This window comes from Marinactinospora endophytica, assembly GCF_054780875.1.
The window spans coordinates 1-26,551 of sequence record NZ_BAAGVM010000006.1 but is presented as its reverse complement, the minus strand read 5'-3'; the positions used below and the strand labels follow the sequence as shown (position 1 = coordinate 26,551).

General features: G+C 72.7%; 24 protein-coding genes. 18 read left to right on the top strand and 6 right to left on the bottom strand.

Annotated elements, in window-relative coordinates; translation table 11 throughout:
• Window positions 1-101: 101 nt before the first annotated feature.
• From ACYVHU_RS13050 to ACYVHU_RS13020, 7 genes are all read left to right on the top strand, one after another.
• Complete coding sequence (locus ACYVHU_RS13050) at window positions 102-1,820, top strand: acyclic terpene utilization AtuA family protein (RefSeq protein WP_498948608.1); 1,719 nt, start codon at window positions 102-104, stop codon at window positions 1,818-1,820.
• Window positions 1,817-3,415 carry an acyl-CoA carboxylase subunit beta gene (locus tag ACYVHU_RS13045; protein WP_498948607.1) on the top strand — a complete coding sequence of 533 codons (1,599 nt, stop codon included), beginning with the start codon at window positions 1,817-1,819 and terminating at the stop codon, window positions 3,413-3,415. Before ACYVHU_RS13050 ends, ACYVHU_RS13045 begins: the two co-directional genes overlap by 4 nt.
• 7 nt (window positions 3,416-3,422) lie before the next feature.
• A complete protein-coding gene (locus tag ACYVHU_RS13040; RefSeq protein WP_498948606.1) occupies window positions 3,423-5,399 on the top strand; it encodes an acetyl/propionyl/methylcrotonyl-CoA carboxylase subunit alpha in 1,977 nt (658 codons plus the stop codon).
• A gap of 14 nt (window positions 5,400-5,413) precedes the next feature.
• A complete protein-coding gene (locus ACYVHU_RS13035; protein WP_144390117.1) occupies window positions 5,414-6,571 on the top strand; it encodes an acyl-CoA dehydrogenase family protein in 1,158 nt (385 codons plus the stop codon).
• 112 nt (window positions 6,572-6,683) lie between these two features.
• On the top strand, window positions 6,684-7,295 hold the full coding sequence (locus tag ACYVHU_RS13030) for a TetR/AcrR family transcriptional regulator (RefSeq protein ID WP_078762100.1): 612 nt from the start codon (window positions 6,684-6,686) through the stop codon (window positions 7,293-7,295).
• Between the two features lie 77 nt (window positions 7,296-7,372).
• Window positions 7,373-8,842 carry a xylulokinase gene (locus ACYVHU_RS13025; protein WP_498948604.1) on the top strand — a complete coding sequence of 490 codons (1,470 nt, stop codon included), beginning with the start codon at window positions 7,373-7,375 and terminating at the stop codon, window positions 8,840-8,842.
• A gap of 149 nt (window positions 8,843-8,991) precedes the next feature.
• Complete coding sequence (locus tag ACYVHU_RS13020) at window positions 8,992-11,385, top strand: phosphoketolase family protein (protein ID WP_498948603.1); 2,394 nt, start codon at window positions 8,992-8,994, stop codon at window positions 11,383-11,385.
• A gap of 39 nt (window positions 11,386-11,424) precedes the next feature.
• On the opposite strand, the gene ACYVHU_RS13015 is transcribed toward ACYVHU_RS13020, so the two are convergent.
• A complete protein-coding gene (locus ACYVHU_RS13015; protein ID WP_078762097.1) occupies window positions 11,425-13,383 on the bottom strand; it encodes an acyl-CoA dehydrogenase family protein in 1,959 nt (652 codons plus the stop codon).
• A 177-nt stretch (window positions 13,384-13,560) separates the two neighbouring features.
• On the opposite strand from ACYVHU_RS13015, the gene ACYVHU_RS13010 reads away from it, so the two are divergent.
• The 11 genes from ACYVHU_RS13010 to ACYVHU_RS12960 all read left to right on the top strand — a co-directional run bounded on the left by ACYVHU_RS13010 (window position 13,561) and on the right by ACYVHU_RS12960 (window position 23,723).
• Window positions 13,561-15,162, top strand: coding sequence for a phosphodiester glycosidase family protein (locus ACYVHU_RS13010; RefSeq protein WP_078762096.1), 1,602 nt, complete (start codon window positions 13,561-13,563; stop codon window positions 15,160-15,162).
• Window positions 15,163-15,345: 183 nt separating this feature from the next.
• Complete coding sequence (gene egtA / locus ACYVHU_RS13005; RefSeq protein WP_078762095.1) at window positions 15,346-16,548, top strand: ergothioneine biosynthesis glutamate--cysteine ligase EgtA; 1,203 nt, start codon at window positions 15,346-15,348, stop codon at window positions 16,546-16,548.
• A complete protein-coding gene (egtB, locus tag ACYVHU_RS13000; protein ID WP_078762094.1) occupies window positions 16,545-17,870 on the top strand; it encodes an ergothioneine biosynthesis protein EgtB in 1,326 nt (441 codons plus the stop codon). The genes egtA and egtB overlap by 4 nt, the downstream gene beginning before the upstream one ends.
• 28 nt (window positions 17,871-17,898) lie before the next feature.
• Window positions 17,899-18,633 (top strand): ergothioneine biosynthesis protein EgtC, encoded by a 735-nt coding sequence (gene egtC / locus ACYVHU_RS12995; RefSeq protein ID WP_078762093.1) that lies wholly within the window; start codon window positions 17,899-17,901, stop codon window positions 18,631-18,633.
• A gap of 13 nt (window positions 18,634-18,646) precedes the next feature.
• A complete protein-coding gene (egtD, locus tag ACYVHU_RS12990; RefSeq protein ID WP_078762092.1) occupies window positions 18,647-19,612 on the top strand; it encodes an L-histidine N(alpha)-methyltransferase in 966 nt (321 codons plus the stop codon).
• Between the two features lie 232 nt (window positions 19,613-19,844).
• Window positions 19,845-20,390 carry a DUF4178 domain-containing protein gene (locus ACYVHU_RS12985; protein WP_394330057.1) on the top strand — a complete coding sequence of 182 codons (546 nt, stop codon included), beginning with the start codon at window positions 19,845-19,847 and terminating at the stop codon, window positions 20,388-20,390.
• Window positions 20,391-20,392: 2 nt separating this feature from the next.
• On the top strand, window positions 20,393-20,941 hold the full coding sequence (locus ACYVHU_RS12980) for a DUF2617 family protein (protein WP_078762090.1): 549 nt from the start codon (window positions 20,393-20,395) through the stop codon (window positions 20,939-20,941).
• Complete coding sequence (locus ACYVHU_RS12975; RefSeq protein WP_078762089.1) at window positions 20,928-21,275, top strand: hypothetical protein; 348 nt, start codon at window positions 20,928-20,930, stop codon at window positions 21,273-21,275. Before ACYVHU_RS12980 ends, ACYVHU_RS12975 begins: the two co-directional genes overlap by 14 nt.
• 61 nt (window positions 21,276-21,336) lie before the next feature.
• Window positions 21,337-21,756 (top strand): DUF350 domain-containing protein, encoded by a 420-nt coding sequence (locus tag ACYVHU_RS12970; protein WP_498948600.1) that lies wholly within the window; start codon window positions 21,337-21,339, stop codon window positions 21,754-21,756.
• A complete protein-coding gene (locus ACYVHU_RS12965; RefSeq protein WP_498948598.1) occupies window positions 21,756-23,348 on the top strand; it encodes a spermidine synthase in 1,593 nt (530 codons plus the stop codon). Before ACYVHU_RS12970 ends, ACYVHU_RS12965 begins: the two co-directional genes overlap by 1 nt.
• Before the next feature lie 168 nt (window positions 23,349-23,516).
• Complete coding sequence (locus ACYVHU_RS12960) at window positions 23,517-23,723, top strand: hypothetical protein (RefSeq protein WP_078762086.1); 207 nt, start codon at window positions 23,517-23,519, stop codon at window positions 23,721-23,723.
• Window positions 23,724-23,762: 39 nt separating this feature from the next.
• Here the strand turns inward: ACYVHU_RS12960 and ACYVHU_RS12955 are convergent, their stop codons facing one another.
• From ACYVHU_RS12955 to ACYVHU_RS12935, 5 genes are all read right to left on the bottom strand, one after another.
• Window positions 23,763-24,236 carry a hypothetical protein gene (locus ACYVHU_RS12955; protein ID WP_432939274.1) on the bottom strand — a complete coding sequence of 158 codons (474 nt, stop codon included), beginning with the start codon at window positions 24,234-24,236 and terminating at the stop codon, window positions 23,763-23,765.
• Between the two features lie 208 nt (window positions 24,237-24,444).
• Complete coding sequence (locus ACYVHU_RS12950) at window positions 24,445-24,732, bottom strand: hypothetical protein (protein ID WP_078762084.1); 288 nt, start codon at window positions 24,730-24,732, stop codon at window positions 24,445-24,447.
• A gap of 356 nt (window positions 24,733-25,088) precedes the next feature.
• Window positions 25,089-25,442, bottom strand: coding sequence for a hypothetical protein (locus ACYVHU_RS12945; protein WP_078762083.1), 354 nt, complete (start codon window positions 25,440-25,442; stop codon window positions 25,089-25,091).
• Window positions 25,443-25,589: 147 nt separating this feature from the next.
• The gene (locus ACYVHU_RS12940) at window positions 25,590-25,937 is read right to left on the bottom strand and encodes a hypothetical protein (protein ID WP_144390116.1); all 348 of its coding nucleotides are present in this window, start codon (window positions 25,935-25,937) and stop codon (window positions 25,590-25,592) included.
• 378 nt (window positions 25,938-26,315) lie between these two features.
• Window positions 26,316-26,551, bottom strand: a 236-nt coding sequence (locus tag ACYVHU_RS12935) for a hypothetical protein (protein WP_498948595.1), incomplete at its 5' end; no start/stop codon positions are given.

The following is a 26,551-nucleotide window of genomic DNA, read 5'->3' as shown; positions in this document are numbered from 1 at the left end:
GCCCCTTCCCCGTCCCGGCGCCTGTCGTGGGCGGGGAGCGCGCGGCAAAAAACAATCACTCGCGCTTGTTTTTTCGTGTGACGGCTGACACCCTCTCTGCCATGAGCGTGAGACCACTACGGGTCGGCAACGCCTCCGGGTTCTACGGAGACCGGTTCGCCGCCATGCGGGAAATGCTGGACGGCGGCGAGCTGGACGTCCTCACCGGCGACTACCTCGCCGAACTGACCATGCTCATCCTGGGCAGGGACCGGCTCAAGGACCCCGCACGCGGCTACGCCCGCACCTTCCTGCGTCAGCTGGAGGAGTGCCTGGGCGGCGCGCTGGAACGCGGGGTCCGGATCGTGACCAACGCCGGCGGTCTCAACCCGGCCGGACTCGCCGAACGGGTCCGCGCGCTCGCGGCCGAACTGGGCGTGCCGGCGCGCGTCGCCCACGTCGAGGGTGACGACCTGGTGGCCCGCGCGGGCGAACTCGGCCTCGGCGCGCCCATCGCCGCCAACGCCTACCTCGGCGCGTGGGGGATCGCCGCGTGCCTGCGGGAGGGTGCCGACATCGTCGTCACCGGACGGGTCACCGACGCCTCCCTCGTCGTCGGACCGGCCGCCGCGCACTTCGGATGGGGACCGCAGGAACACGACGCGCTGGCCGGCGCCGTCGTCGCCGGACACGTCATCGAGTGCGGGACACAGGCCACCGGCGGCAACTACCCCTTCTTCGCCGACCTCCAACGGGACGGCCACGACCTCACCCGCCCCGGGTTCCCGATCGCGGAGATCCTGCCCGACGGCTCCTCGGTCATCACCAAACACCCCGGGACCGGCGGAGCCGTCACCGTCGGCACGGTCACCGCCCAACTGGTCTACGAGATCGCGGGCCCCCGGTACCCCGGCCCCGACGTCACCGCCCGCCTGGACACCGTCCGGCTGGAGCAACAGGGACCCGATCGGGTGCGGATCAGCGGGGTCCGCGGTGAGGCCCCGCCCCCCGGACTCAAGGTCGTGTGCAACGGCATGACGGGGTTCGCCAACGAGATGACCGTGGTCCTCACCGGCCTCGACGTCGAGGCCAAGGCCGCCCTCGTCGAGACGCAGCTGCGCTCGGCGCTGGCCGGGCGCGAACCGGCCCACCTGTCGTTCCGGCTCACCGGACACGGCGACCCCGACGCCGAGACCCAGCAGGGGGCCGGCCGCCACCTGCGGATCGTGGCCCGTGACACCGACCCGCGCAAGGTGGGGCGCGCCTTCAGCGCCACCGCCGTCGAGCTCGCCCTGGCCACCTGCCCGGGCTTCCACGCCACCTCGCCGCCGGGCGACGCCCGCCCCGACGGCCTGTCGATCCACGTGGCCTCCGTCCCCGCCGACCTGGTCCCGCACGTGGCGGTCCTCCCCGACGGAACGCGCCTCGACATCGCCCCCGCGTCCGTCACACGCCCCCTCGCCGAACTTCCCGCCCCCGCCCCGCCGCCCCCGCCACCCACGGGCCCCACGCGGAGCGTCCCGCTGGGGCTGCTGTTCGGCGCGCGCAGCGGCGACAAGGGGCACGACGCCAACGTCGGGGTGTGGGCCGCTGACGACGCGGCCTGGAGCTGGCTGGTGCACAGGCTCACCGTCCGGGAGTTCGGCCGGCTGCTCCCCGAGACCGCGCGCCTGCCGGTCACCCGTCACGTGCTGCCCAACCTGCGCGCGGTCAACTTCGTGGTCGAGGGCCTGCTCGCCCCCGGCGCGGGCGTCAACCCCCGCCCCGACCCCCAGGCCAAGGGGCTCGCCGAGTGGCTACGCGGCCGTCGCGTCGAGATCCCGGAGGTGATGGTGCCGTGACCCTCCTGCGCTCCACGCTGGAGACCTCCTCGGCGGAGTACGCCGCCAACCGCGACGCGATGCTCGCCAAGCTCGCCGAACTCGACGCCGAGCACGCCAAGGCGCTCGGCGGTGGCGGCCCGAAATACGTCGAACGTCACCGCCGGCGCGGCAAGCTGCTCGCCCGCGAACGTGTCGAGCTCCTGCTCGACGAGGACGCGCCGTTCCTGGAACTGTCCCCCCTGGCGGGATGGGGCAGCGAGTACACGGTGGGCGGCAGCGTCGTCACCGGCATCGGGGTCGTCGAGGGCGTCGAATGCATGATCGTCGCCAACGACCCGACCGTGCGCGGGGGCGCCAGCAACCCCTGGACCCTGAGGAAGACCTTCCGCGCCGCCGACATCGCCTGGGAGAACCGGCTCCCCCTGATCAACCTGGTCGAGTCCGGTGGCGCGGACCTGCCCAGCCAGAAGGAGATCTTCATCCCCGGAGGCCGTATCTTCCGCGACCTCACCCGCTTCTCCGCGGCCGGCATCCCCACGGTCGCGCTGGTCTTCGGCAACTCCACGGCCGGCGGAGCCTACGTGCCGGGCATGAGCGACCACGTCGTGATGATCCGGGAGCGCTCCAAGGTCTTCCTCGGCGGCCCGCCGCTGGTGCGGATGGCCACCGGTGAGGACAGTGACGACGAGTCGCTGGGCGGGGCCCGGATGCACGCCCACGTCTCCGGACTCGCCGACTACCTGGCCGACGACGAGGTCGACGCCATCAGGATCGGGCGGCGCGTCATCGCCCGCCTCAACCACCGCAAGGCCGGCCCCGCGCCCCTCGCCCCACCGGTGGAACCCCGCTACGACCCCGAAGAACTGCTCGGGATCGTCCCCACCGACCTGAAGGTGCCCTTCGACCCGCGCGAGGTGATCGCCCGGATCGTCGACGGGTCCGACTTCGACGAGTTCAAACCGGCCTACGGGCCCAGTCTCGTCACCGGATGGGCGCGGCTGCACGGCTATCCCGTCGGGATCCTCGCCAACGCCCAGGGGGTCCTGTTCAGCGCGGAGTCGCAGAAGGCCGCCCAGTTCATCCAGCTCGCCAACCGCTCCGCCACGCCCCTGGTGTTCCTGCACAACACGACCGGCTACATGGTCGGCCGCGAGTACGAGCAGGGCGGCATCATCAAACACGGCGCGATGATGATCAACGCCGTCGCCAACAGCACCGTCCCCCACCTGTCCGTGCTGATGGGGGCCTCCTACGGCGCCGGGCACTACGGGATGTGCGGGCGCGCCTACGATCCCCGTTTCCTCTTCGCCTGGCCCAGCGCCAAGTCCGCCGTGATGGGACCCCGTCAGCTCGCCGGCGTCCTGTCGATCGTCGCCCGGGCCTCGGCCCAGGCCAAGGGCCGACCCTACGACGAGGAGGGGGACGCGGCCATGCGCGCGCTGGTCGAGGAGCAGATCGAGGCGGAGTCGCTGCCGATCTTCCTGTCGGGCCGGCTCTACGACGACGGCGTCATCGACCCCCGCGACACCCGCACCGTCCTCGGCATGTGCCTGTCCGCCATCCACACCGCGCCGGTGCGCGGCGCGGAGGGCTTCGGCGTCTTCCGGATGTGAGGCCCCAGTGATCACCACCCTGCTCGTCGCCAACCGGGGCGAGATCGCCCGCCGGATCCTGCGCACCTGCCGCGACCTGGGCGTCGCCACCGTCGCGGTCCACTCCGACCCCGACGCCCACGCGCCCCACGTGCGCGAGGCCGACGCCGCCGTGCGCCTGCCCGGCGCCGCGCCCGCGGACACCTACCTGCGCGGCGACCTCCTCGTCGCCGCGGCGAAGACCGCCGGCGCCGACGCGGTCCACCCCGGTTACGGGTTCCTCTCGGAGAACGCCGGATTCGCGCGTGAGGTCATCGGGGCCGGTCTGACCTGGGTCGGGCCCCGACCGCGCGCCATCGAACTGATGGGCTCCAAGGTCGAGGCCAAACGGCTGATGGCCGAGGCCGGTGTCCCGGTCCTGGCCGAGCTGGACCCCGCGGCGGTCACAGAGGCCGATCTGCCCGTCCTGGTCAAGGCGTCGGCGGGGGGCGGTGGCCGCGGTATGCGGGTGGTGCGCTCCCTCGCCGACCTGCCCGCCGCGGTGGAGTCGGCGCGTTCGGAGGCTGCGGCGGCCTTCGGCGACCCGCTGGTGTTCTGCGAACGCTACGTCGAGTGGGGGCGCCACATCGAGGTCCAGGTCCTCGCCGACGCCCACGGCACGGTGTGGGCCCTGGGGGAACGGGACTGCTCGGTCCAGCGCCGGCACCAGAAGCTGGTGGAGGAGACCCCGGCCCCCGGGATCAGCGCGGCGCTCCGCCGCTCGCTGCACGAGGCCGCGATCCGCGCCGCCGAACGGATCGACTACGTCGGCGCGGGGACCGTGGAGTTCCTGGTCGCCCCCGACGGCGGTTTCGCGTTCCTGGAGATGAACACCCGGCTCCAGGTGGAACACCCGGTCACCGAGTGCGTCACCGGGCTGGACCTGGTGGAACGGCAGATCCGGATCGCCGAGGGACGGCCCCTGGAGGGGCGCCCCCCGGCCCCCGACGGGCACGCGGTCGAGGCCCGGCTCTACGCCGAGGATCCGGCCCGCGACTGGGCGCCGGGCACCGGTACGGTGCTGCGATTCGAGGTGCCCGGCACCGACGCGGTCTTCCGGGCGCCGGACCGGGCCGGCATCCGGGTGGACAGCGGGGTCGAGGACGGCTCGGAGATCGGCGCCCACTACGACGCGATGCTGGCCAAGGTCGTCGCGTGGGCGCCCGAACGCGAGGACGCCCTGCGCAGGCTCGCCGGCGCGCTCGCCCGTGCCCGCCTGCACGGACCGGTGACCAACCGTGACCTGCTCGTGCGGGTACTGCGCCATCCCGCCTTCCTCCAGGGGGAGGTGCACACCCGCTTCCTGGAGGAGCACGCGGCCGACGGGCTCACCGCGCCGCAGGCCGGTCCCGGGACCGTGCGCCTGGCGGCGCTGGCCGCCGCCCTGGCCGAGTCCGCCGCCCGACGCGCGCGGGCGGCGGTGCTCGGGGCGGTCCCCGCGGGCTGGCGCAACCTCCCCTCACAGCCGCGCCGCGCCCGCTACGCCACCCGTGGCGCGGAGGTGGAGGCCGTCTACCGGTCCACGCGCTCGGGGCCCTCCGCCGGCGGGGTCGTCGTCGTGGCGGTCGACCCCGACCGGGTCGTCCTGGAGGTCGACGGCCTGCGCCACCCCTTCACCGTCACCCGCCACCCCGGTCTGATCTGCGTCGACTCGGCCCTGGGCGCGGTCGAGCTGACGCCGCTGGACCGCTTCCCCGACCCGGCGGACGAGATCGACCCCGCGAACCTGGTCGCCCCGATGCCCGGCACCGTGCGCAGGGTCGAGGTGCGGGAGGGGGAACGTGTCGAGGCCGGCCGGGTGCTGCTGTGGTTGGAGGCCATGAAGATGGAGCACCGCGTCACCGCGCCCGCGGCCGGGACCGTCACCCGACTGCCCGTCGCGCCCGGCACCCAGGTCGACAAGGGCACCGTCCTGGCCGTCGTCTCCCCCGACGGGCCGGACGAGGCTCCCGAACCCACCGAGTGAATGGAGCGTTGCCGATGGACTTCACCGAATCCGAGGAGCGCCTGGCGTTGCGCTCGGCGGTCGCCGGACTCGTCGCCGGCTACGGTCCCACCTACTACCGGTCGAAGGCCCAGGCGGGAGAGTACCTGTCGGAACTGTGGACCAAGGCGGGCGAACTCGGCTACCTGGGCGTCAACCTGCCCGAGGAGCACGGCGGGGGCGGCGGGGGGATCGGCGACCTCGCCGCCGTGCTGGAGGAACTGAGCGCCGGAGGATGTCCGACCCTGATGATGGTGGTGTCCCCGGCCATCTGCGGCACCGTGATCGCCCGTTTCGGCACGCCCGAGCAGCAGCGGCGCTGGCTGCCGGGGATCGCCTCCGGCGAGAGCATCCTGGCCTTCGCCATCACCGAGCCCGACGCCGGGTCCAACTCCCACCGGATCACCACCACCGCCCGCCGCGACGGGTCGGACTGGCTGCTCGACGGACGCAAGACGTTCATCTCCGGCGTGGACGTCGCCGACGCGGTCCTCGTCGTCGGCCGTACCGAGGACGCGCGGACCGGCCGGCTCAAGCCGGCGCTGTTCCTCGTCCCCACCGACGCCCCCGGTTTCGAGGCGCGCCGGATCGAGATGGACCTGGTCAGCCCGGACCACCAGTTCGCGCTGTTCCTGGACGGGGTGCGGCTGCCCGGGGACGCGCTGGTCGGCGACCCCGACAGCGGCCTGCTCCAGTTGTTCGCCGGGCTCAACCCCGAACGCATCATGGCGGCGTCCCTGGCCGCGGGTTCGGCCCGGCACGCGCTCGAACGCGCGGTCGGCTACGCCCGCGAACGCCAGGTGTGGGGAACCCCCATCGGCGCCCACCAGGGGCTGGCGCATCCGCTCGCCCAGGTCAAGATCGAGCTGGAGCTGGCCCGGTTGATGACGCAGAAGGCGGCGGCCCTCTACGACGCGGGCGACGACGCGGCGGCGGGCGAGGCCGCCAACATGGCCAAGTACGCGGCGGGCGAGGTGTCGGCGCGCGCGGTCGACCAGGCCGTCCAGACGCTCGGCGGCAACGGCCTGGCCAGCGAGTACGGTCTGGGGGCGGCGATCGCGGCGTCCCGGCTGGGCCGGATCGCCCCGGTCAGCCGCGAGATGATCCTCAACTTCGTCGCCCAGCACTCCCTGGGACTGCCCAAGTCCTACTGACCCCTTCCCGCGCCGGGGAGCCGCGAGGTGGGCGGGAAGGGGGCGCGCGCCGGTAGCGTCATGGTGCGGGCGCCCCATCGGACGCCCACAGGACTGCGGGGAAGGACACGACGTGGACACGGCGACGGCGCGGGAACCGCGGCAGGAACGCAGCCGCGCGACGCGGCGACGGCTGCTGGCGGCGGCGGTGCGCTGCCTGGCCGAGGTCGGCTGGTCGGGCAGCACGGTCGCCGCGGTGGCCGAGCGCGCAGGGGTCTCCCGCGGGGCCGCGCAGCACCACTTCCCGACGCGCGAGGCCCTGTTCACCGCGGCCGTGCGCTACGTCAGCGAGGCCCGCAGCCTGGAACTGCGCCGCCGCGCCGCCGACCTGCCCCAGGGACCGGCCCGTACCGAGGCGGTCGTGGAACTGCTGGTGGACTCCTACGTTGGTCCGGAGTTCGCCGCCGCCCTCCAACTGTGGGCGGCGGCGGCCAACGACGCGCGGTTGCGCGCCGACGTCCTCCCCTTGGAGGAGCACGTCGGCCGCGAGTCCCACCGGCTCGCCCTGGACCTGCTCGGCGTGGACGAGTCGGCCTCCGGGGTGCGCGAGATCGTCCAGGCCACCCTCGACCTGGCGCGCGGCCTCGGCCTGGCCGGTCTCCTCGCCGACGACCGCGCCCGCCGCCGGCGCATCGTCCAGCGCTGGGCCCGCGCGCTGGAGCGGGAGCTGGCCGCGGTGCGCTGAGACGGTCGGCCCCGGCCCCGTTCCCGCGATCCCGCCGCACTAGGATCGACGGGGATTCACGAGAAGGGACGGCCAGGGTGGACGTTGCGGTCGTCGACGTGGGAACGGCTGCGGTCAAGGCCGCCCTGGTCGACTCCGCCGGGCGGGTGCGCGCCCGCGCCGTCGAGACCCACCCCACCGACCGTCCCCGGCCGGGGTGGGTCGAACAGGACCCGCGCCACTGGTGGGACGCCGTGGTCCGCGCGTTGCGCGCGACCGTCCCGCCGGCCCACGACCTCGGCGCCCTCGTGGTCACCGGCCAGATGCAGGATCTCGTCGCGGTGGACGACGACGGCCCGTTGCGTCCGGCGATCCTCTACACCGACCACCGCGCCGTCGCCGAACACGAGGAGCTGCGGGCGCGGCTCGGCGCCGACTGGGAGCGCGTCACCCGCAACGCCCAGGACAGCGCCAACCTCGCCGCCAAGCTGCGCTGGCTCCTCCTGAACGAGCCCGAGATCCACGAACGCGCCCGCCACGTCCTGCTCGGGGCGCACTCCTACGTCGTGTGGCGGGCGACGGGCCACGCCCTGTGCGATGCGACGACCGCGTCCACGACCGGCCTGTTCGACGCGCGGGCCCGCGGGTGGTGGGAGGAACCGCTGCGCGCCGCGGGCGTACGCGCCGACCTGCTGCCCGAGCTCATCGGCGGTCCGGGAACCGACCGCCCCCGGCCGTTGGCCCCGGGCCCGGCCCGGGAGCTGGGGCTGTCCGCGGGGCTGCCCGTCGTGCACGCGCCCGGCGACGCGCTGACCACCACCCTCGGCATCACCGGGGGACGGCCCGGTGCCGACTACGCCTACCTCGGCACCAGCGGCTGGCTCGCCGCGGTGGTGGGACGGGCCCCCAAGGTCCCCGGAACGGTCCGCCTCGCGGCCGAGGGCGAGACGGAACTGCTCATCGCCCCCACGCTCAACGCCGGATCCGCCGCCGACTGGGCGCGGCGCGCGCTGTTGGGCGATCCCGGCCACGCCGCCTTCGACGAGGCCCTGCGCGGTGTCGGGGCCGCGACCCACGGGCTGATCGCCCTGCCCTACCTCGACGGGGAGCGCGCCCCCCACGCCGACCCCTTCGCGCGCGGCGCGTTCGTCGGGATGACCGGTTCCACCACCGGCGCCCAGCTCGCCGTCGCCGTACTGGAGGGGGTGGCGTTCGTGTACCGGACGTTGCGGGAGGCCGTCGTGGGGACCGCCGCGACCGGGCCGTTGCCGGTGTGCGGCGGCGCGAGCCGGTCGGACGTCTGGTGCTCGCTGCTGGCCAACGCGCTGGGCGTTGAGGTGCAACGCGTCGAGGACGCCGACACCGGCCTGCGCGGCGCCCACCGGTATGCGTCGGGCGTCTTGGGAACGGACACACCCGAGCTCACCGAGGAGGAACCGCGGACCGTGTTCGCTCCCGATCCCGAAACGGCGGCGGACTACGAACGCGCCTACGCGCTCCACCGCGAGCTCTACCCCCGGCTGAGCCCGGTGATGACCGGCCTGGCCGCCCCGGCGGTCGCCGGCTGACCCCGCCCGAAGCCGCCCGCCACGCGCATAGGCCGGCCCCGCCGTGGTAGCGGAGCGGTGAACAGCCGCCCGGCCCTCCCGGCACCCCGCCCCTCAGGGGAGCCGGGGCGGGAACGCGGCCGGGCGCGCCCAGCCGCGAAAGGGGAGGCATGCCGGACCCGAGCACCCGATCCACCGAGATAGCGGGGACCCCGTTGGACCCCGGCGAGCTCCGCCAGGTCGACCTGTACTGGCGGGCCGCGAACTACCTCTCTGCGGGGCAGATCTACCTGCTCGACAACCCGTTGCTACGCGAACCGCTCGCGCCGGAGCACATCAAGCCGCGGCTGTTGGGTCACTGGGGGACCACCCCGGGACTCAACTTCGTCTACGCCCACCTGTCGCGCCAGGTCAGACGCCGGGGCACCGAGATGATGTGGATCGTCGGTCCCGGCCACGGCGGCCCCGCCGCGGTGGCCACGGCCTGGCTCGACGGCACCTACAGCGAGATCTACCCGCGGGTGTCCCGCGACGCCGAGGGCATGCGCCGGCTGTTCCGGCAGTTCTCCTTCCCGGGCGGGGTGCCCAGCCACGCCGCCCCCGAGACCCCCGGCTCGATCCACGAGGGGGGCGAACTCGGCTACGCGCTCTCCCACGCCTACGGCGCTGCCTTCGACAACCCGTCCCTGGTGGTCGCGGCGGTCGTCGGCGACGGGGAGGCCGAGACCGGCCCGCTCGCGGGGAGCTGGTCGTCGACCCGCTTCCTCGACCCGGTCCGCGACGGCGCGGTGCTGCCGATCCTGCACCTGAACGGGTACAAGATCGCCGGTCCCACCGTGCTCGCCCGTATCCCCGAGTCCGACCTGGTGGCGCTGCTGGAGGGACACGGACACCGTCCCTACCTCGTCTCCGGCGACGACCCCGAGACCATGCACCGGCAGATGGCGGCGACGTTGGACACCGCCTTGGACGAGATCGACGCGATCCGGACCCGTGCGCGAGAGGAGGGCGTCACCGGCCCCTTCCGGTGGCCGATGATCGTGCTGCGCTCGCCCAAGGGGTGGACCGGCCCGGCCGAGGTCGACGGCGAACCCGTGGCGGGAACGTGGCGCTCCCACCAGGTGCCGCTGCCGGGGGTGCGGGAGAACGCCGACCACCTGCGGCAGCTGGAGGAGTGGTTGCGCGGCTACCGTCCCGAGGAGCTGTTCGACGACGACGGCCGTCCGCGCCCCGAGGTCGTCGCCCAGGTGCCGCGGGGCGACCGGCGGATCAGCGCCAGTCCGCACGCCAACGGGGGGCGGTTGCTCACCGACCTCGCCCTCCCGGACTTCCGCGACTACGCGGTCGACGTGCCCGCGCCCGGCGCCGACACGGCCGAACCGACCCGGGTGCTCGGAGGGTTCCTCCGGGACGTGATCACGGCCAATCCGCGGACCTTCCGCGTCATGGGCCCCGACGAAACCGCCTCCAACCGGTTGGACGCGATGTTCGACGCGACCGGCCGCACCTGGGAGGCGGCGACCCTGCCCACCGACCGTGGGCTCGCCCCCGACGGGCGGGTCATGGAGGTTCTCAGCGAACACCTGTGCCAGGGATGGCTGGAGGGCTACCTGCTGACCGGCCGGCACGGGCTGCTCAACTCCTACGAGGCGTTCGTCCACATCGTCGACTCGATGTTCAACCAGCACGCCAAATGGCTGAAGGTGGCGCGGACGCTGCCTTGGCGCAAGCCGGTCGCGTCCCTGAACTACCTGCTCAGCTCGCACGTCTGGCGTCAGGACCACAACGGGTTCAGCCACCAGGACCCCGGCTTCCTCGACCACGTCGTCAACAAGAAGGCCGAGGTGGTCCGGGTGTACCTGCCGCCGGACGCCAACACGCTGCTGTCGATGGCCGACCACTGCCTGCGCTCCCGGGACTACGTGAACGTCATCGTCTCGGGCAAACAGCCCAGCCTCAACCTGCTGCCGATGGACGCGGCGATCGAGCACTGCGCACGCGGCCTGGGCGTCCTCGACTGGGCGAGCAGCGACGAGGGCGGGCACCCCGACGTCGTGCTGGCCTGCGCCGGGGACGTGCCGACCCTGGAGGCGCTGGCAGCCGCCGACCTGCTCCGCCGGCACCTGCCGGACCTGCGGGTCCGCCTGGTCAACGTGATCGACCTGATGCGCCTGCAACCGGACTCGGAGCACCCGCACGGCCTGTCCGACCGGGACTACGACGCCCTGTTCACCGTCGACCGGCCGGTCGTCTTCGCCTTCCACGGCTATCCCGCGCTGATCCACCGCCTGGCCTACCGCCGCGCCGGCCACGCCAACCTGCACGTGCGCGGTTACAAGGAGGAGGGGACCACGACCACGCCGTTCGACATGGTCATGATGAACGACCTCGACCGTTTCCACCTGGTCATGGACGTGATCGACCGGGTGCCGGGACTGGCGGACAGGGCCGCCGACCTGCGCCGGCACATGGAGGAGGAGAGGCGGCGCTGCCGGGCCCACACGCGGGAGCACGGCGAGGACGCCCCCGACATCCGGGACTGGACGTGGCCGCACCGGGGGTGAGGGGCGTGGCCGGGGCGGCGACCGCCCCGGCCACCCCTCTCAGCTCACGGCCGCCCCCACGGCCGTGCCCTCTCCGGGGCCGCCCGCGATGGGCGCGGCCAGCCACTCCTGTTCCAGACCGAACCCGTCGACCAGGGCGCGCGCGTGGGGACGCAACGACCCGCACAGCGCGTTCACCGCGGCGGTGACCGCCTTGGAGCGCGCCGGGGTCAGCCGGCCGTGCTCCAGGAACCAGGCGCGGTCGGCCTCGATCGTGGACAGCGCGTACAGGTCGCAGACACGTTCCAGCAGGTTCCGCACGTCCGGGTCGGCGCACCGGTCGACACCGGCGATGAACGCCTCCAGGACGGTCCGCTCCACGTGGACCCGGGCGGCCCGCAGCACGTGGTCCTGGGCGTTGTTGAACACCTCGAAGGCGTCCTCCCCCTCGCGTCCGGCTCGGCGCAGCCGCCGCGCCAGCCCTTCGAGCACGTGGCGCTCCCGGTCCTCCAACAGCCGGTACTGCCAGCCCCGGTCGTAGAGGTCGGCCTCCTCGTCCCGTCCCGGCGCGGCCTCCACCAGCCGGTCCACCAGGGTGCGGGCCGCGGTGCGTTCGATGACCGCCTCGAAGAAACGCCCGGTGAGCAGGCGCACGGTGCCCAGCGTGTCCAGGCTGCCGAACTCGTCGCGGTAGTGCGTGAGCAGGCCCTTCGCGACGAGCTGGAGCAGGACGGTGTTGGCCCCCTCGAACGTGGTGAAGACGTCGGTGTCCGCGCGCAGCTGCGCCAGCCGGTTCTCCGACAGGTAGCCGGCTCCGCCGCAGGCCTCCCGGCACGCCTGGATGGTCGCGCTGGCATGCCAGGTGGCGACGGCCTTGAGACCGGCGGCCTGCGACTCCAGTTCCCGGCGCTCCCGTTCACTGGTCGGTTCGCCGACGGAGGCGTCGTGCAACCTGCCGACGAGCTCCTCCTGGGCGAAGTGCAGGGCGTAGGTGGTGGCCAGCGCGGGCAGCAGGCGTCGCTGGTGGGCGAGGTAGTCCAGCAGCCGGACCTCCTCGGCGGAGCCGGGGCGGGTGAACTGCCGCCGCGACTCGGCGTGGCGCACGGCGATGGCCAGGGCGGCCTTGGCCGCCGACCCCGCACCGCCGGCGACGCTGACACGGCCGCGTACGAGCGTGCCGAGCATGGTGAAGAACCTGCGCCGGGGGTTGTCGATGGGGCTGGAGTAACCGCCGTCGGCGGCGACCCGGCCGTAGCGGTCGAGGAGGGCGGTACGCGGCACCCGCACCCGGTCGAACTCCAGCCTGCCGTTGTCGACCCCGTTGAGCCCGGCCTTGTGCCCGCAGTCCTCGATGCGCACGCCCGGCATCGGGCGGCCCTGCTCGTCGCGGATCGGCACCAGCAGCGCGTGCACCCCGTGCCGTTCTCCCGCGGTGACCAGCTGGGCGAACACCACCGCGACGCGCCCGTCGCGTGCGGCGTTGCCGATGTAGTCCTTGCGCGCCGTGGGGTCGGGGGTGTGGACGACGAACTCCTCCGTCGCCGGATCGTAGGTGGCGGTCGTGCGCAGCCGTTGCACGTCGGAGCCGTGCCCGGTCTCGGTCATGGCGAAGCAGCCGGGCAGCTCCAACGACATCACCGCCGGCAGGTAGGCGGCATGATGGCGTTCGGTCCCCAGCGCCTGGATCGCGCCGCCGAACAACCCCCACTGCACCCCCACCTTGACCATGAGCGACAGGTCGCACACGAGCATCTCGAAGGCGACGACGGAGCCGCCCACGTCTTCTGCGCCGCCGTGGGCGGTGGAGAACCCCAACCGGGGCACCTCGGTGGCCGCGATCTCCCGCAGTTGCCGGGCCACCCGTTCGCGGTGCTCCTCCACCGTCAGGCCGTGCACCGGCGCGAACAGCTCGCCTCGCAGGGACTGCCGGGCCATTTGTCGGATGTGTGCCCAGCGTCCGTCCAGAAGCGAACGCAACACGTCGGTGTCGATGTTCTCCGGAACGCTCGTCGTGGCCATGGGCCCTCCGGGGGTCGGGTCGGTGGGGTCGTCGCCCTACTCCTGCTCGTTCCCCGACGGCCCTAACCCGTCCGGGCCCTTCCTCGACCCTTCACCGTCCCCACGCCGCCGGGTCCGGCGGTCGTCATCTCGAAGCGCGCCAATACGTTACGACCCCGACCCCGACCGGAGCGGAACATGCGACGCCATCTCGCCATCGTCACCACCGCCACCCTCCTCCTCGGTCTCGCGGCACCGGCGGGGGCGGCCACCGGGCAGGACACCGCAGACGTCCTGCCCGCGACGCCCCTGCCGCTGGGCCCGGCCGGCCTCACCGAAACCCGCGAGACCACGGAGGTCGCGCCGGGGCTGACCCTGACGACGATCCGGCGCGGCGCGCCCTCGCCCGACGACGTCTGGACCGTCCACGTCAACCTGCCCGACACCGTGGGGGGCGACGCCGCCACGGCCACGGCCGCGCTGGGGACGCGGGAGATCGCCCTCGACGTCGCCGCGCGCCTGCGCCAGGAGGGGGAGACGCCCCGGGTGGAGGAGGTCACCGGGCCGGACTTCGCCGACGTCCCCGGCGGCACGGTCGGCCACGCCGTGCGGATCGGCCGCTACACGACGGAGGAGGACGCCGCGTCGGCGCTGCGCCGGGTCCGCGCCGCCGGGTTCGCCGCTACCACCCGCTACACGGCCCAGGACGGGGGGACGACGAGCGGCCCGTGGCGCGTCCACGTACTGACCATCGACTTCGACCGTTTCGACGGCCGCCTCGTCCCCTCCCACGGGCCGACCCTGGCCGGCACCGAGACGCTGTCGGAGCTGGTCGTCGAGCAGGACGCGCTGGCGGGCGTCAACGCCCAGTGGTTCTACGACGACGCGCCCGCCGGCCTGTACGCGGTGGACGGTGAACTGCTCGGAGCGGCCACCGACGGTCGCGCGGGGCTGCGCCTCACCGACGGTGGCCGCGCGGCGGAGATCGGCGCCTACCGGACGGAACTGTCCGTCCGCTCGCGCGGGGCGACCCGCGAGATCGACGGCGTGAACCGCCTCCCGGGCGTCATCCGCAACTGTGGCGGGGTCGGCGGCGACCTGCCCACCCAGCGTCCTCAGCACGATCGCACCTGCACCGACCCCGGGGAACTGGTCCGCTTCACCCCCGACTACGGGCCGGACAGCCCGGCCGGTGACGACGGGGTGGAGGCCGTGCTCGACGGGAAAGGGCGGGTCGTGACACTGGCCCCGGCGCGGGGCACGGCCATCCCCGAGGAGGGCTCCACCCTCCAGGGCATCGGCGACGGCGCCCAGTGGCTACGGGACAACGCGCGGCCGGGCAGCAGGCTGAAGATCACCGAGCGGGTCGAGGACAGGTCGGGCCGGCGCGTCCGGATCGGCCCGGACACCTCCGTCATCCAGGTCGGCCCGACCCTGGTGCGCGGCGGTGAACCGTGGGTGGACGCCTACGCCGACGGTCTGGTCCACGAGGGGACGGACGCCACCTTCTACTACAACTGGGTGCTGCGCCGTAACCCGCGCTCGATGGTCGGCGTCGACGGCGAGGGCAGGGTGCTGCTGGTCACGATCGACGGGCGTCAGGCCGGGTTCAGCGAGGGCGCCTCGATCGCCGAGGCCGCCGACGTCATGGCGGCGCTGGGCGCGCGGCGGGCGATGAACCTCGACGGCGGCGGATCGACCGCGATGGCGCTGCGGGGAGGCGCGCTCGTCAACTCGCCCTCCGACGCCGCCGGCCAGCGGTCCCTGGGCAACGCGTTGCTGGTCGTGCCCCGAAGCTGAGACACCGGGCGGCGAGAGCCCCGCCGCCCGGCCACAATCGGCCACCGCGCCCGAAGGGGCCGATGCGGCCCGGTCACGGGCCACGTTTGGCCCGGGGTTGGCCGTCTCACTGCCCGAAGAGGAGTTACGGAGAGCACCGCGACGGGCACGCAGGATGAGTACGTCCACACTCTGGAGTGACCGATGGGCCACATCACCGAGACCGACGTCCACGACTACATCAACGGCATCTGCTTCAAGACGGGCCCGCCCGGAAGGGTCGGTGTCGAAGCCGAATGGCTCGTCACCGACCCCGCCCGGCCACACGAACCCGTACCGATCGACCTCCTCTCCGCGCTCGTCACCGAGGCCGGCCCGCTGCCCGGGGGCAGCGCCGTCAGCTACGAACCCGGGGGCCAGCTCGAACTCAGCTCGCCCCCCTGCGTGGGGCCGGCCGCCACCTATGCCGCGCTGGCCCGCGATCTCGACCACGTCGCCGCCCATCTGGAAGCCGCCGGTCTGCGGCTTCGCGGCGCCGGACTGGACCCGGTGCGCGACCCCGTCCGCCAACTGAGCTCGCCCCGCTACAACGCCATGGCGCACTACTTCGCCGCGGGAAGCCCCACCGGCAGGACCATGATGTGCTCCACCGCCTCGCTCCAGGTCTGCCTCGACATCGGCGCGGATTCGGCCGACGCCGCGCGTCGTTGGCGACTGGCGCACCGGCTCGGCCCGGTGTTCGTCGCGGCCTTCGCCAACTCGCCGCTGTGGCGGGGCCGCCCCACCGGCTGGAAGTCCACCCGCTGGGCGGTGTGGACCGCCATCGACCCCTCGCGGACGGCGGCCCCCTGCGGCGCCGAACCGGCCACGGCCTGGGCCGGTTACGCGCTCGACGCGCGCGTGATGTCGATCCGCGAGGCCCATGGGGCGTGGACCTCGCCGCCGGGGCTCACCTTCCGGGCCTGGCTGGCCGGACGCCACTCGTCGCGCCCCACCCTGGACGATCTCGCCCACCACCTGAGCACGCTCTTCCCGCCGGTGCGGCCCCGTGGCTGGCTGGAACTGCGCATGATCGACGCCCTGCCGCGACGGTGGTGGCCGGTCCCGGCCGCGGTCGCCGCCGCGTTGCTGGACGATCCGCACGCCGCCGCGGTCGCCACCAAGGTCACCGCGGAACTGTGGGACGACACGCCCCCGTCACGGGCGGACTGGCTGGCCGCCGCGCGCGACGGGCTGGCCGCGCCCGCGCTGGCCGCCTGCGCCCGGGCCTGCTTCGCCGCGGCCGTCGAGGCGCTGCCGGCCCTGGGGGCCGGCGAGCTCGTCCCGATCGTGGACGCCTATCGCGACCGGTTCGTCGAACGTGACCGCTGCCCCGCCGACGACATGCTGATCGAGGAACGCGCATGAGCGAACAGACGACCCCCGAACGGCTCAAGGACCACATCGCCGCCCAGCTCCAGCAGGCGCGAGAACGCAGCGAGGGCCTCACCCTCGACATCCTCGACGACGACGAGCTGACCCGACAGCACTCGCCGCTGATGTCCCCCCTGGTGTGGGACCTGGCCCACGTGGGCAACTACGAGGAGCAGTGGCTGGTGCGCGCCGCCGCCGGCCAGCGGGCCCTGCGTCCCGACATCGACGTCATCTACGACGCCTTCGAGAACCCCCGGGCCGAGCGCGTCCACCTTCCCCTGCTCTCCCCCGGCGAGGCGCGCGCCTACAACGCCGCCGTGCGCGCCCGGGTGCTGGACTCGCTGGAGCGCGCCCGTTTCGAGGGAGGCCCGCCGCTGCTGAACGGGGGGTTCGTCTACGGCATGGTGATCCAGCACGAACACCAGCACGACGAGACGATGCTCGCCACCCACCAGCTGCGCCGCGGCGCCCCGGCCCTGCCCGATCCGCCGCCGCCCGCCCCCGCCTCCGCCGGCCGGCCGGCCGGCGAGGAGGTGCTGATCGAGGCGGGCCCCTTCACGATGGGCACCGACGATCCCTGGGCCTACGACAACGAGCGCCCCGCCCACACCGTCCACCTCCCCGCCTACCTGATCGACACCGTCCCGGTGAGCAACGCCCGCTACCTGGAGTTCATGGCCGACGGCGGCTACGACGAGCGGCGCTGGTGGAGCGACGCCGGCTGGGAGTGGCGCACCCGGTCGGGCAAGCGCGCACCGGCGTTTTGGCACCGTGACCCCGGGGGATGGCTGCGCCGCAGGTTCGGCCGGATCGAACCGGTACCGCCGGAGGAGCCCGTGCAGCACGTCTGCTTCCACGAGGCGCAGGCCTACGCCGCCTGGGCGGGCAAACGGCTGCCCACCGAGGCCGAGTGGGAGAAGGCGGCCCGCTACGACCCGGCCTCGGGTACGACGCGCAGGTTCCCGTGGGGGGAGGAGGAGCCCTCCCCCCGCCACGCCAACCTCGGCCAGCGGCTGCTGCGGCCCGCCCCCGCCAAAAGCCTGCCCGCGGGGGCCTCCCCGGCCGGGGTCCACCAGCTCGTCGGCGACGTCTGGGAGTGGACGTCGACACCCTTCCGGGCCTATCCCGGATTCCGGGTCTTCCCCTACTCCGAGTACTCCGAGGTGTTCTTCGGTTCCGAGTACCGGGTGCTGCGTGGCGGCTCCTGGGCCACCCACCCCGGGATGGCGCGGGCCACGTTCCGCAACTGGGACTTCCCGATCCGGCGGCAGATCTTCGCGGGCTTCCGCTGCGCGCGCGACGCGGAGCCCGTCTGATGGCCGCCACACGGGGGAGGGGCCGCTGATGTGCCGTCATCTCGCCTACCTCGGACCACCGGTCACGCTGTACGACCTGCTCTACACGCCACCCCACTCCCTGCACACGCAGTCCTACGCGCCGCGTGAGCAGGTGCACGGTTCGGTCAACGCCGACGGTTTCGGGGTCGGATGGTACGCGCCGGAACGCGCCGAACCGGTGCGCTACCGGCGCGCCATGCCGATCTGGGCCGACACCTCCTTCGCCGACGTCGCGCGGGTGGTCCGCTCCTCCTGCGTGGTCGCGGCGGTGCGCGACGCGACCGTCGGCTTTCCCGTCGACGAGTCGTGCGCGCAGCCCTTCCGCGGCGACGGGTGGCTGTTCAGCCACAACGGAGCGATCGCCGACTACGAGGCGGTGGCCGACGCGCTGGCGACGCCCGTGCCCAACGGCGTCTTGGACGCGCGCTCCCCGGTCGACTCGGCGCCGTTGTTCGCGCTGGCCGTCCGGCTGTGGCGGGACGGCGCGGAGCTGGGCGCCGCGCTGGCCCGGGTCACCGTCGCCGCCGCGGCACGCTCGCCGGGCCGCTACAACCTGCTGGCCTGTGACGGGACCGCCCTGGCCGCGACGGCCTGCGGCGACACCCTCTACGCGCGCCGCCGCCACGGCGCCGTCACGATCGCCTCCGAACCGGTCGACGACGCTCCGGGGTGGATGCGTGTCCCCGACGGTTCACTGGTCACCGCCAAGGCCGGTGACATCACCATCACTCCGATCCACTGACGGGGAAGCCGCGATGTTCACGATCGACCACCATCTCACCGTCGACGACCTCGCCAAGGCGCTACGTCACGACGTCCATGACGGGTTGACGGCGACACCGAAGACACTGCCCCCCAAATGGTTCTACGACGAGCGGGGCAGCGCCCTGTTCGAGGAGATCACCCGCCTTCCCGAGTACTACCCGACACGCGCCGAGCGTTCCATCCTGGAGGCCCGCGCCGCCGAGATCGCCGAGGCGACGGGGGCCGACCACCTCGTGGAACTCGGGTCCGGCTCGGGGGAGAAGACCAGGCTCCTCCTGGACGCCCTGCGTGCCGCCGGGACGCTGCGCGGGTTCGTGCCGGTCGACGTCAGCGGGGACTTCCTGGAGACGGCGGCCCGGCGCGTGGCCGAGGAGTACCCCTCCGTCACGGTGCACGCGGTCGTCGCCGACTTCGAACGTCACCTGAACCTGCTCCCCTCGGGAGGGCGCCGTCTCATCGCCATGCTCGGCTCCACCATCGGCAACCAGACACCGGGCCGGCGCCACGCCTTCCTCGCCGACCTGCGGCAGGCCGCGTCGGCCGGGGACGGCCTGCTGCTGGGCCTGGACCTGGTCAAGGACCCCGACCGGCTGGTCGCCGCCTACGACGACGCCGCTGGTGTGACCGCCGAGTTCAACCGCAACGTCCTGCGGGTGATCGACCGCGAACTCGACGCCGACGCCGACCCGGAGGCGTTCGCCCACGTCGCGTTGTGGAACCCCGAGGCCGAGTGGATCGAGATGCACCTGCGGGCCGGCAGGGCGATGCGGGTGCGCCTGCGCGCCCTGGACCTGGTCGTCCACTTCGAGCGGGGCGAGACCGTCCGCACCGAGATCTCCGCGAAGTTCCGTCCCGACGGGGCGCGCGCCGAACTCGCCGCCGCCGGGTTCGAGACGACCCACTGGTGGACCGATCCAGGTGGGGACTTCGCGTTGCTGCTGGCCCGTCCCGTCTGAGCGCCCGTCCCCGTCGCGTGGGGAGGGGGCCGCCGCACCGTCAGCTGTGAGTCATGACTTGTCCGCCCGATGGAACCCAAACTCCGAAATAGTCGTCTCAGCCCCGTATCCCCATGCAAAGGCGGCTCGGTAGGCTCGGCTCACCGGACCGCGTGAACGACGGAAACGGGTACATGACGTGGAACTTCTACTGCTGGTCCTGCTCGCCGTAGCGGTGGCCGCCATCGTCCTCCTGCTGTGGCGCAACAGGGCCAGGAGTGGGGCCAAGGCCGGGACGGTGGTCCCCGACGCCCCGCAGGACCCCTTCGCCGACGTGGCGGGGACGAACGGCGATCCGCGGTCGCTCAAGGCGGGGGACATGGTCGAGTTCGGTGCCGAGCGCACCTGGATCCGCGGCACGCTCCGCCTGTCCGAGGGCGGTGCGACGTGGGCCGAGCACTTCCTGGAGGTCGAAGGGGGCCGACGATGGTTGTCGGTCGAGGAGGATCCCGACGTCCAGATCGCCATGTGGACCGGTCGCCCCGACCTCGACCTCACCCCGCACTCCGAGGTGATCGAGTTGGAGGGGGTCCGCTACCGGCTCACCGAGCGGGGCAGCGCCTCCTACCGTTCGGAGGGCACCACCGGACTGCGCGCCCAGGGCGGCATGGACTACGCCGACTACGAGGGGCCGGACGGCCGTCTCCTGTCCTTCGAGCGCTTCGACCACGGAAGCTGGGAACCCAGTCTCGGCGAGACCGTCCACCCCGGGGCCTTCACGATCTATCCGGGGAGTTAGCGATGCGGGAGACGGTCGCGGTGCCGTTCGTCGACACCCGGGCCGCCGACCTCGTCTGGACCCTCGACCACCCGCCCGCCGACGCGCTCGCGGCGCGCGTGCTGTCCCACGGCGCAACGCGCCTGGAGCTCCGCGTTCTCGGCGCCTCCCACCAGGTGCTGGTGGAGACGGGCGGAACCCGGCTGGTCGAGACGGTGGCCTGCCTGCCCGGAACCCCGGGACGGATGCCGGCCCGGCAGGGGAGGACGGTGCCCGGAGCGGCCTCCTACACGTTCCGTTCCCGGGTGCGGCGGCTGGGACCGGCCAGGTTCGCCGGCCGGGTGGCCGCGCTCCGCCGACGACTGGACGCGCACCCCTGCTCGCTGTTCGCCGTCTTCCCCGGCCACCCCCTGGCGGTCACCGCGCTCAGCGCGCACGTCGGCGGCCGCATCCTGCGCTGGCGTACCTGGCACGCCTACCCCCAGGCCGGGGAGCTGGTGACCACCACCACGTCGGTACGGCTCTCCCCCGACACGGAGCAGAAAACGGAGGACGGCGATGACCGCCGGTGAGGGAACCAGAAACTGGGGGAGAATCATCGCGATCTCCTTTCTGGGCGTCGTGGTGCTCCTGGTACTGATCGCCGCCTGTTCGGCGAACGACTGCGGCGACTACGACCGCGAATCCGGAGGGTTCGAGTACGACGCGGTCACGGGCGAGTACGAGAGGAGACCCGACATCTACGTCTACGACCCCGACGACGGCGACTACGACAAGGTCGGCAACGACTACGTCTACGTCGGCTGCGGCGGCTCCTCGTCCTCCTCGACGACGGTGACATCCGGTTCCACGGGATCCGGTGGCGCCAGCGACAATCGTGGCGGCGGCCCCGGTTTCGGCAAGTGACCGGAGTCTCCCCACCTCCTCCCACCCCCTGACCCCGCTCCCCCACGAGAAGAGAGCCGCAATGGACCTGCTCTACAACATCGGTGCCTGCTTCGCCTACGGCGTCGTCGGCACGCTCCTCATGGCGGTGGGCTACGTGCTCGTCGACCTGCTCACCCCCGGCAAGCTGCACGAGCTGATCTGGGTGCAGCGCAATCGCAACGCCACCCTCATCGTCTCCGCCAACACGCTGGGAACCGCGATCGTGGTGGCGTCGGCGATCCTGGCCAGCGAGGTCGGTCTCGTCAACGGCCTGATCACCACCGCCGTGTACGGCCTGGTCGGCCTGGTGCTGATGCTCGCCTCGTTCCTCATCCTGGACGCGCTCACCCCGGGCAAGCTCGGCTCGATCGTCAACGAGACCGAACTGCACCCGGCCGCCTGGGTGAACGCCAGCGCCCACTTCGCCGTCGCGGTGGTGGTCGCGGCGGCCATCTCCTGATGTCCGAGGCGGCGGAGGCGACCACCACGGCGCGCCCCGGACCGGAGACGACCCCGTTGCCGGTCGGGCCGCGCCTCGCCAGGTTCCTGGTGTTGCTGGCGGTGTTCGTCTGCGCCGCCTGCGGGCTGGTCTACGAGCTCGCGCTCGTCGCGCTCGGCAGCTACCTGCTGGGCGACACGATCACCCAGGCGTCGATCGTGCTGTCGGTCATGGTGTTCGCCATGGGGATCGGCTCGCTCGCCTCCAAACGGCTGACCGCGCGCCCCGCGCTGTGGTTCGCGGTCGTCGAGGGGGTGCTCTCCCTGGTCGGCGGGCTGTCGGTGCTGATGCTCTACGCCGCCTTCGCCTGGTTCTCGCTGTACCAGCCGGCGCTCGTGCTGATCGCCTTCGTCATCGGCGCGCTCATCGGCGCCGAGATCCCGTTGCTGATGACCCTGATCCAGCGCATCCGCCGCCAAGACGCCGCGAGCGCCGTCGCCGACCTCTTCGCCGCCGACTACGTCGGGGGCCTGGTCGGCGGTCTGGCCTTCCCGTTCCTGCTCCTGCCGGTGTTCGGGCTGCTGGAGGGCGCGCTGGTGGTCGGCGCGGTCAACGCGGTGGTCGGGGTGGCGATCGTCCTGTGGCTGTTCCGCGGCGAACTCCCGTTGCGGGGACGCGCGCTGCTGGGGGGCGGACTGATCCTGGTGCTGGGCGCGCTCGCCACCGCCTTCCTCATGGCCGGGAAATTCGAGGTGGACGCGCGCCAGGCCCTGTACCGCGACCCGATCCGCTACGCGGAGCGCAGCGACTACCAGGAGATCGTGGTCACCCAGACCGGCGACGGTGCCGACACGCGGCTGTTCCTCAACGGAGACCTCCAGTTCAGCTCCCTGGACGAGTACCGCTACCACGAGTCACTGGTCCATCCGGCGATGGACGGCCCACGCTCCGACGTCCTCGTGCTGGGGGGAGGCGACGGCCTGGGACTGCGCGAGATCCTGCGCTATGACGACGTCCACAACGTCACGCTGGTGGACCTGGACCCGGCGGTCGTCGAGCTCGCGCGCACCGATCCGGGCATCCGCGCCCTGAACGAGAACGCGTTCGCCGACGAACGGGTCGAGGTGGTCGCCGCCGATGCGTTCAACTGGCTGCGTGACAACCGGGAACGCTATGACGTGATCGTGGTCGACATGCCCGACCCCGACGACGTGGGAACCGCGAAGCTGTACTCGGTGGAGTTCTACTCGCTGGTCCGTCAGGCGCTGGCCGAGCAGGGACGTGTCGTCGTCCAGGCCGGATCGCCGTTCTTCGCCTCCGACGCCTACTGGAGCGTGGGCGCGGGCATGGCCGAGGCCGGGCTGAACTCCACGCCCTATAACGTGGACGTGCCGAGTTTCGGCAACTGGGGGTTCTTCCTCGCGTCGGCCTCCTCATCCGCCCCGCCGCTGGGGCTGCCGGCGGAGCTCCCCCCGACCCGCTTCCTGGACGAGGCGGTGCTGCGCGCCGCGCAGGTCTTCCCCAAGGACCGGCGTCCCACGGAGGCGGCGGCCTCCACGTTGCTGGAGCCGCGCATCATCACCTACCACGAGCGCGCCTGGGTCGGCTACTGATAGGAGTAGGTGTTCCCCCGAGGGGCGCGTACGCGCCGTCCTCTCGGGGACCCTCCCACCCGTCGTGAACAGGGAAGGGGTGGGGAGAGCGGGGGCTATGTGTTTAGATCCCCCGGAAACGGGTGAATGAGGGATGTCCGTTCCCGAAGCAATTCGGCAGGTATCCCCATGGACTCCCTTGACGTCTGGAATGACCGCCCCTCCACCCCGTTGAGCGAATCCGAGATCCGCTCCTTCGACGCGATCGTGGCGAGGTCCACCGTCACCCGTCACCGCCGCGCCCTCTCCCGCTTCGTCGCCCACCTCACTCCCACGACGTGCCGCTGGCTCTGCGACCTCTCCGTTCCCCGGCAGATGTGGCGTTCCCCCTGCTGACCCGTCCCCGTTGCCCGGAGCCGGGGCGAGCGCCACGGCCTAGACGTGGATCGCCACCTTGAACTGGGCGTGGGTGAGCGCGAGCGAACCGGGGGCGTTGTGCTGGACCAGCAACGCCAGGGGGGTTCCCACGTGGCTGAACAGCCCCCAGTGCTTGGCCCGGTACTGCCCGCCCGGCGTACGCGCGTCGTCCTCGGTGCACGTGGAGTCGTAACCGGTGGACAGGTCGAGCGGATCGCGCACGAAGCGGCTGCGGACCTCGGTGTAGTCTCCGGACTCCCAGTACATGAGGCCGTAGAGGTCGGCCCACCCGTCCGCGGAGGGCCAGATGAGCCCGGAGCGGTCGTCCTTGCGCCAGTCGGTGATCTCGTATCCGTCGGGCTGTGCCACCTGGTGCATGCCGTGGGCGTCGTAGGACTCCGCCGTTCCGAACGGGAAGCGGACCACGTGGTAACCGCCCGAGGGGATGGCCTGCGGCTCGTTGCGGATCAGGCTACACACGTAGACGGGCATGGGGGCTCCTCACCGTTGGGTACGTGGACCGTTGTGGATCATCCTCGACAGACGGGGATAAGTCCAAACGACCTGGAGTACCGGCCTGCGCGGTGGGGGCGGGGGAGGGGCAGTGTCCCCTAACCACAGGCGACGACCTTGGCGGGGCGATGCCCGTCAAGGCCGTCGGGAGGGCGCTGCCACGTGTCGCGCGGCGGTCGTGGCCGGTCTAGAAACGGGGTCGAGGTCCCGCCACGGCGTTGAGCTCGGCGTTGTAGGCCCCGTCGGGGCCTGCGTAGGAGAAGCCCTGGCTGTAGAGGCTGCCGCCCACTCCGCCGATCCCACCGGAGGCGGCGATGAGGTAGGCGCTGTAGGCTCCCTTCGGTCCGGCGAAGGCGAACGAGGTGTGGTAGAGACTGCCGCCCCCGCCGATACCCGCGCTGGCCGCGCCGACCGCGCCCACCGCCATCGGTGCCGCGAGCAGGCCGATGACCGCGGCGCGTTGGATGATCCGCATCTCGTGTCTCCTTGACTGCGATGGTGGACATCTCGGGCCCGGTTCCCGCCGCTCCGCGGCCGGAGACCGATCCCTCTCGTTCGGGTCATACGACCCATCAGGCGCGCTACCGATACATAACGTGACCATTCAACGATTCGTTGTGATGTATCTCGTAGCAATGGCGGACAACCCGGAAGGGCGCGCGGCGGTCTCGTGTGCGATATCCGCTGAGGACGTGCCACCGCGAGCGCGAAAGCCGGCCGGGCGGGGCGGTCCAGGGGCCTGACGCGGGCCGACGCGAACAGCGGCGGGCCGCGTCCGGGGATGGAGTCCGGCGCGGTCCTGGCCGGAAGCGGCCTCGGCGACGTGTCGGTCTAGCGCCGTGCGCCGAAGGGGAGGAAGCGGCGGCGCCGCGCGGTCCCCCGCAGGAGTTCCCAGCCGGGAAAGGCCCCGCTCTCCTCCATCACGTGTCGCAGGGCGTGGAAGAGCCCTTCCTGGGCGAAGTCGGGATCCGGGGCGAGGCAGCCGATGCCCAGTCGAACACCGTCGACGTCGGCTCGGACCCGGTGGGAGAGGCCGAGGATCGCGCCGCCCCCGGGGCCGGTCACGTAGCGGACCTCCCTGGCCCCCCGACCGAGGATCCGGACCAGCGGGGGGCCGGTGACCTCGTCGAGACGGGGGGCGCCGGCGGGGAGGCGGGCGAACCATTCGGTGTGGACGAGAGGCACTTTCGGTCCTTTCGAGCCGGGCGGCGGGCGTCACGGATGGGACGGGAACGCTGGAACGTGTGGGAACGGTGTGGTCCCTGGGGCGGATCAGCCCCAGGGACCACGCGAAGGAGAGGAGTGGCGGTGCCGCTACCGGGCTCTCACCATTCAGAAGGGGCCGAAACCGCCCTCGACGGTCGCGTCGCCCCAGCTCCCCCAGTGGTCGGAGCCCTCATGCACCTCGACCTCGTATCCCTCTTCTTCCTCCCACTCGCCGTGACCCCAGCCGCCATGGCCCCAGCCCCAGCCGCCGTGCCCCCAGCCGGGGAAGCCCCAGCCGCCGTGGCCGGCGCCCCAGCCACCGTGGCCCCAGCCGGGGAAGCCCCAGCCGCCGTGCCCCCGGCCAGGGAGGCCCCAGGCCCCGGGATGACTTTCGGCGGCGGCGGTGCCGGTGATTCCCAGCGCCACGGGCGCCGAAATCAGACCGATGATCACCGCGCGTTTGATGCTTCGCATGTCGTGCTCCTCGTGTGAGGCGTTGGGCACTCGGAGAGGGGCCTTCGTTGTGTCGGGTCGAAGAGGACCGACCTCGTCCGAGTCGGGTTCCCATGTGGATCCCACGAGGTGCGCTACCACGACAAAAGGCGTCCATTCGACCATGACCCATGTCCGATCTCATAAACGCTCGTGCCATCCGAAACGAAGGCGGAAAAGGAGGGAACGCGGTATCTCGTCATGAAACGGAGCTGCGAAAAGGAGGGGGAGGGGAAAGGTGTACGTGCGTATTGGGGGTTTTCCCCTTATATATGTGTGAACCCTGGCGAGCGGGTGCTCGCCAGGGTCTTCCCTGGGAAGGAAGTCGTGGGCGGTGTGGTGGCCGCCGGTTGGTGTGGGTTAGTGGAAGAGGCCGTCGTTGGTGGAGGCGGTGACGTTGACTTCACCGGCGCCCTTGGGGCCGGCGAAGGAGGCGTTCTCCTCGTAGAAGGAGCCGCCGCCGCCCCAGCCGCCCCAGCCGCCGCCCCAGCCGCCGCCGAAGCCCCAGCCGTCGCCGCCGGCGAAGCTGGTGACGTCCCATTCGGCCGCGCCGTAGGGGCCGGCGAAGGAGGCGCTCTCGTTGAACAGGGAGCCTC

Bases quoted from the DNA above. Each gene is read 5' to 3' on its own strand.
- ACYVHU_RS13050 (WP_498948608.1), top strand. From the start codon at position 102: ATGAGCGTGAGACCACTACGGGTCGGCAACGCCTCCGGGTTCTACGGA.
- ACYVHU_RS13035 (WP_144390117.1), top strand. From the start codon at position 5,414: ATGGACTTCACCGAATCCGAGGAGCGCCTGGCGTTGCGCTCGGCGGTC.
- ACYVHU_RS13020 (WP_498948603.1), top strand. From the start codon at position 8,992: ATGCCGGACCCGAGCACCCGATCCACCGAGATAGCGGGGACCCCGTTG.
- ACYVHU_RS13015 (WP_078762097.1), bottom strand. From the start codon at position 13,383: ATGGCCACGACGAGCGTTCCGGAGAACATCGACACCGACGTGTTGCGT.
- ACYVHU_RS13010 (WP_078762096.1), top strand. From the start codon at position 13,561: ATGCGACGCCATCTCGCCATCGTCACCACCGCCACCCTCCTCCTCGGT.
- egtA (WP_078762095.1), top strand. From the start codon at position 15,346: ATGGGCCACATCACCGAGACCGACGTCCACGACTACATCAACGGCATC.
- egtB (WP_078762094.1), top strand. From the start codon at position 16,545: ATGAGCGAACAGACGACCCCCGAACGGCTCAAGGACCACATCGCCGCC.
- egtC (WP_078762093.1), top strand. From the start codon at position 17,899: ATGTGCCGTCATCTCGCCTACCTCGGACCACCGGTCACGCTGTACGAC.
- egtD (WP_078762092.1), top strand. From the start codon at position 18,647: ATGTTCACGATCGACCACCATCTCACCGTCGACGACCTCGCCAAGGCG.
- ACYVHU_RS12980 (WP_078762090.1), top strand. From the start codon at position 20,393: ATGCGGGAGACGGTCGCGGTGCCGTTCGTCGACACCCGGGCCGCCGAC.
- ACYVHU_RS12975 (WP_078762089.1), top strand. From the start codon at position 20,928: ATGACCGCCGGTGAGGGAACCAGAAACTGGGGGAGAATCATCGCGATC.
- ACYVHU_RS12970 (WP_498948600.1), top strand. From the start codon at position 21,337: ATGGACCTGCTCTACAACATCGGTGCCTGCTTCGCCTACGGCGTCGTC.
- ACYVHU_RS12965 (WP_498948598.1), top strand. From the start codon at position 21,756: ATGTCCGAGGCGGCGGAGGCGACCACCACGGCGCGCCCCGGACCGGAG.
- ACYVHU_RS12960 (WP_078762086.1), top strand. From the start codon at position 23,517: ATGGACTCCCTTGACGTCTGGAATGACCGCCCCTCCACCCCGTTGAGC.
- ACYVHU_RS12955 (WP_432939274.1), bottom strand. From the start codon at position 24,236: ATGCCCGTCTACGTGTGTAGCCTGATCCGCAACGAGCCGCAGGCCATC.
- ACYVHU_RS12950 (WP_078762084.1), bottom strand. From the start codon at position 24,732: ATGCGGATCATCCAACGCGCCGCGGTCATCGGCCTGCTCGCGGCACCG.
- ACYVHU_RS12940 (WP_144390116.1), bottom strand. From the start codon at position 25,937: ATGCGAAGCATCAAACGCGCGGTGATCATCGGTCTGATTTCGGCGCCC.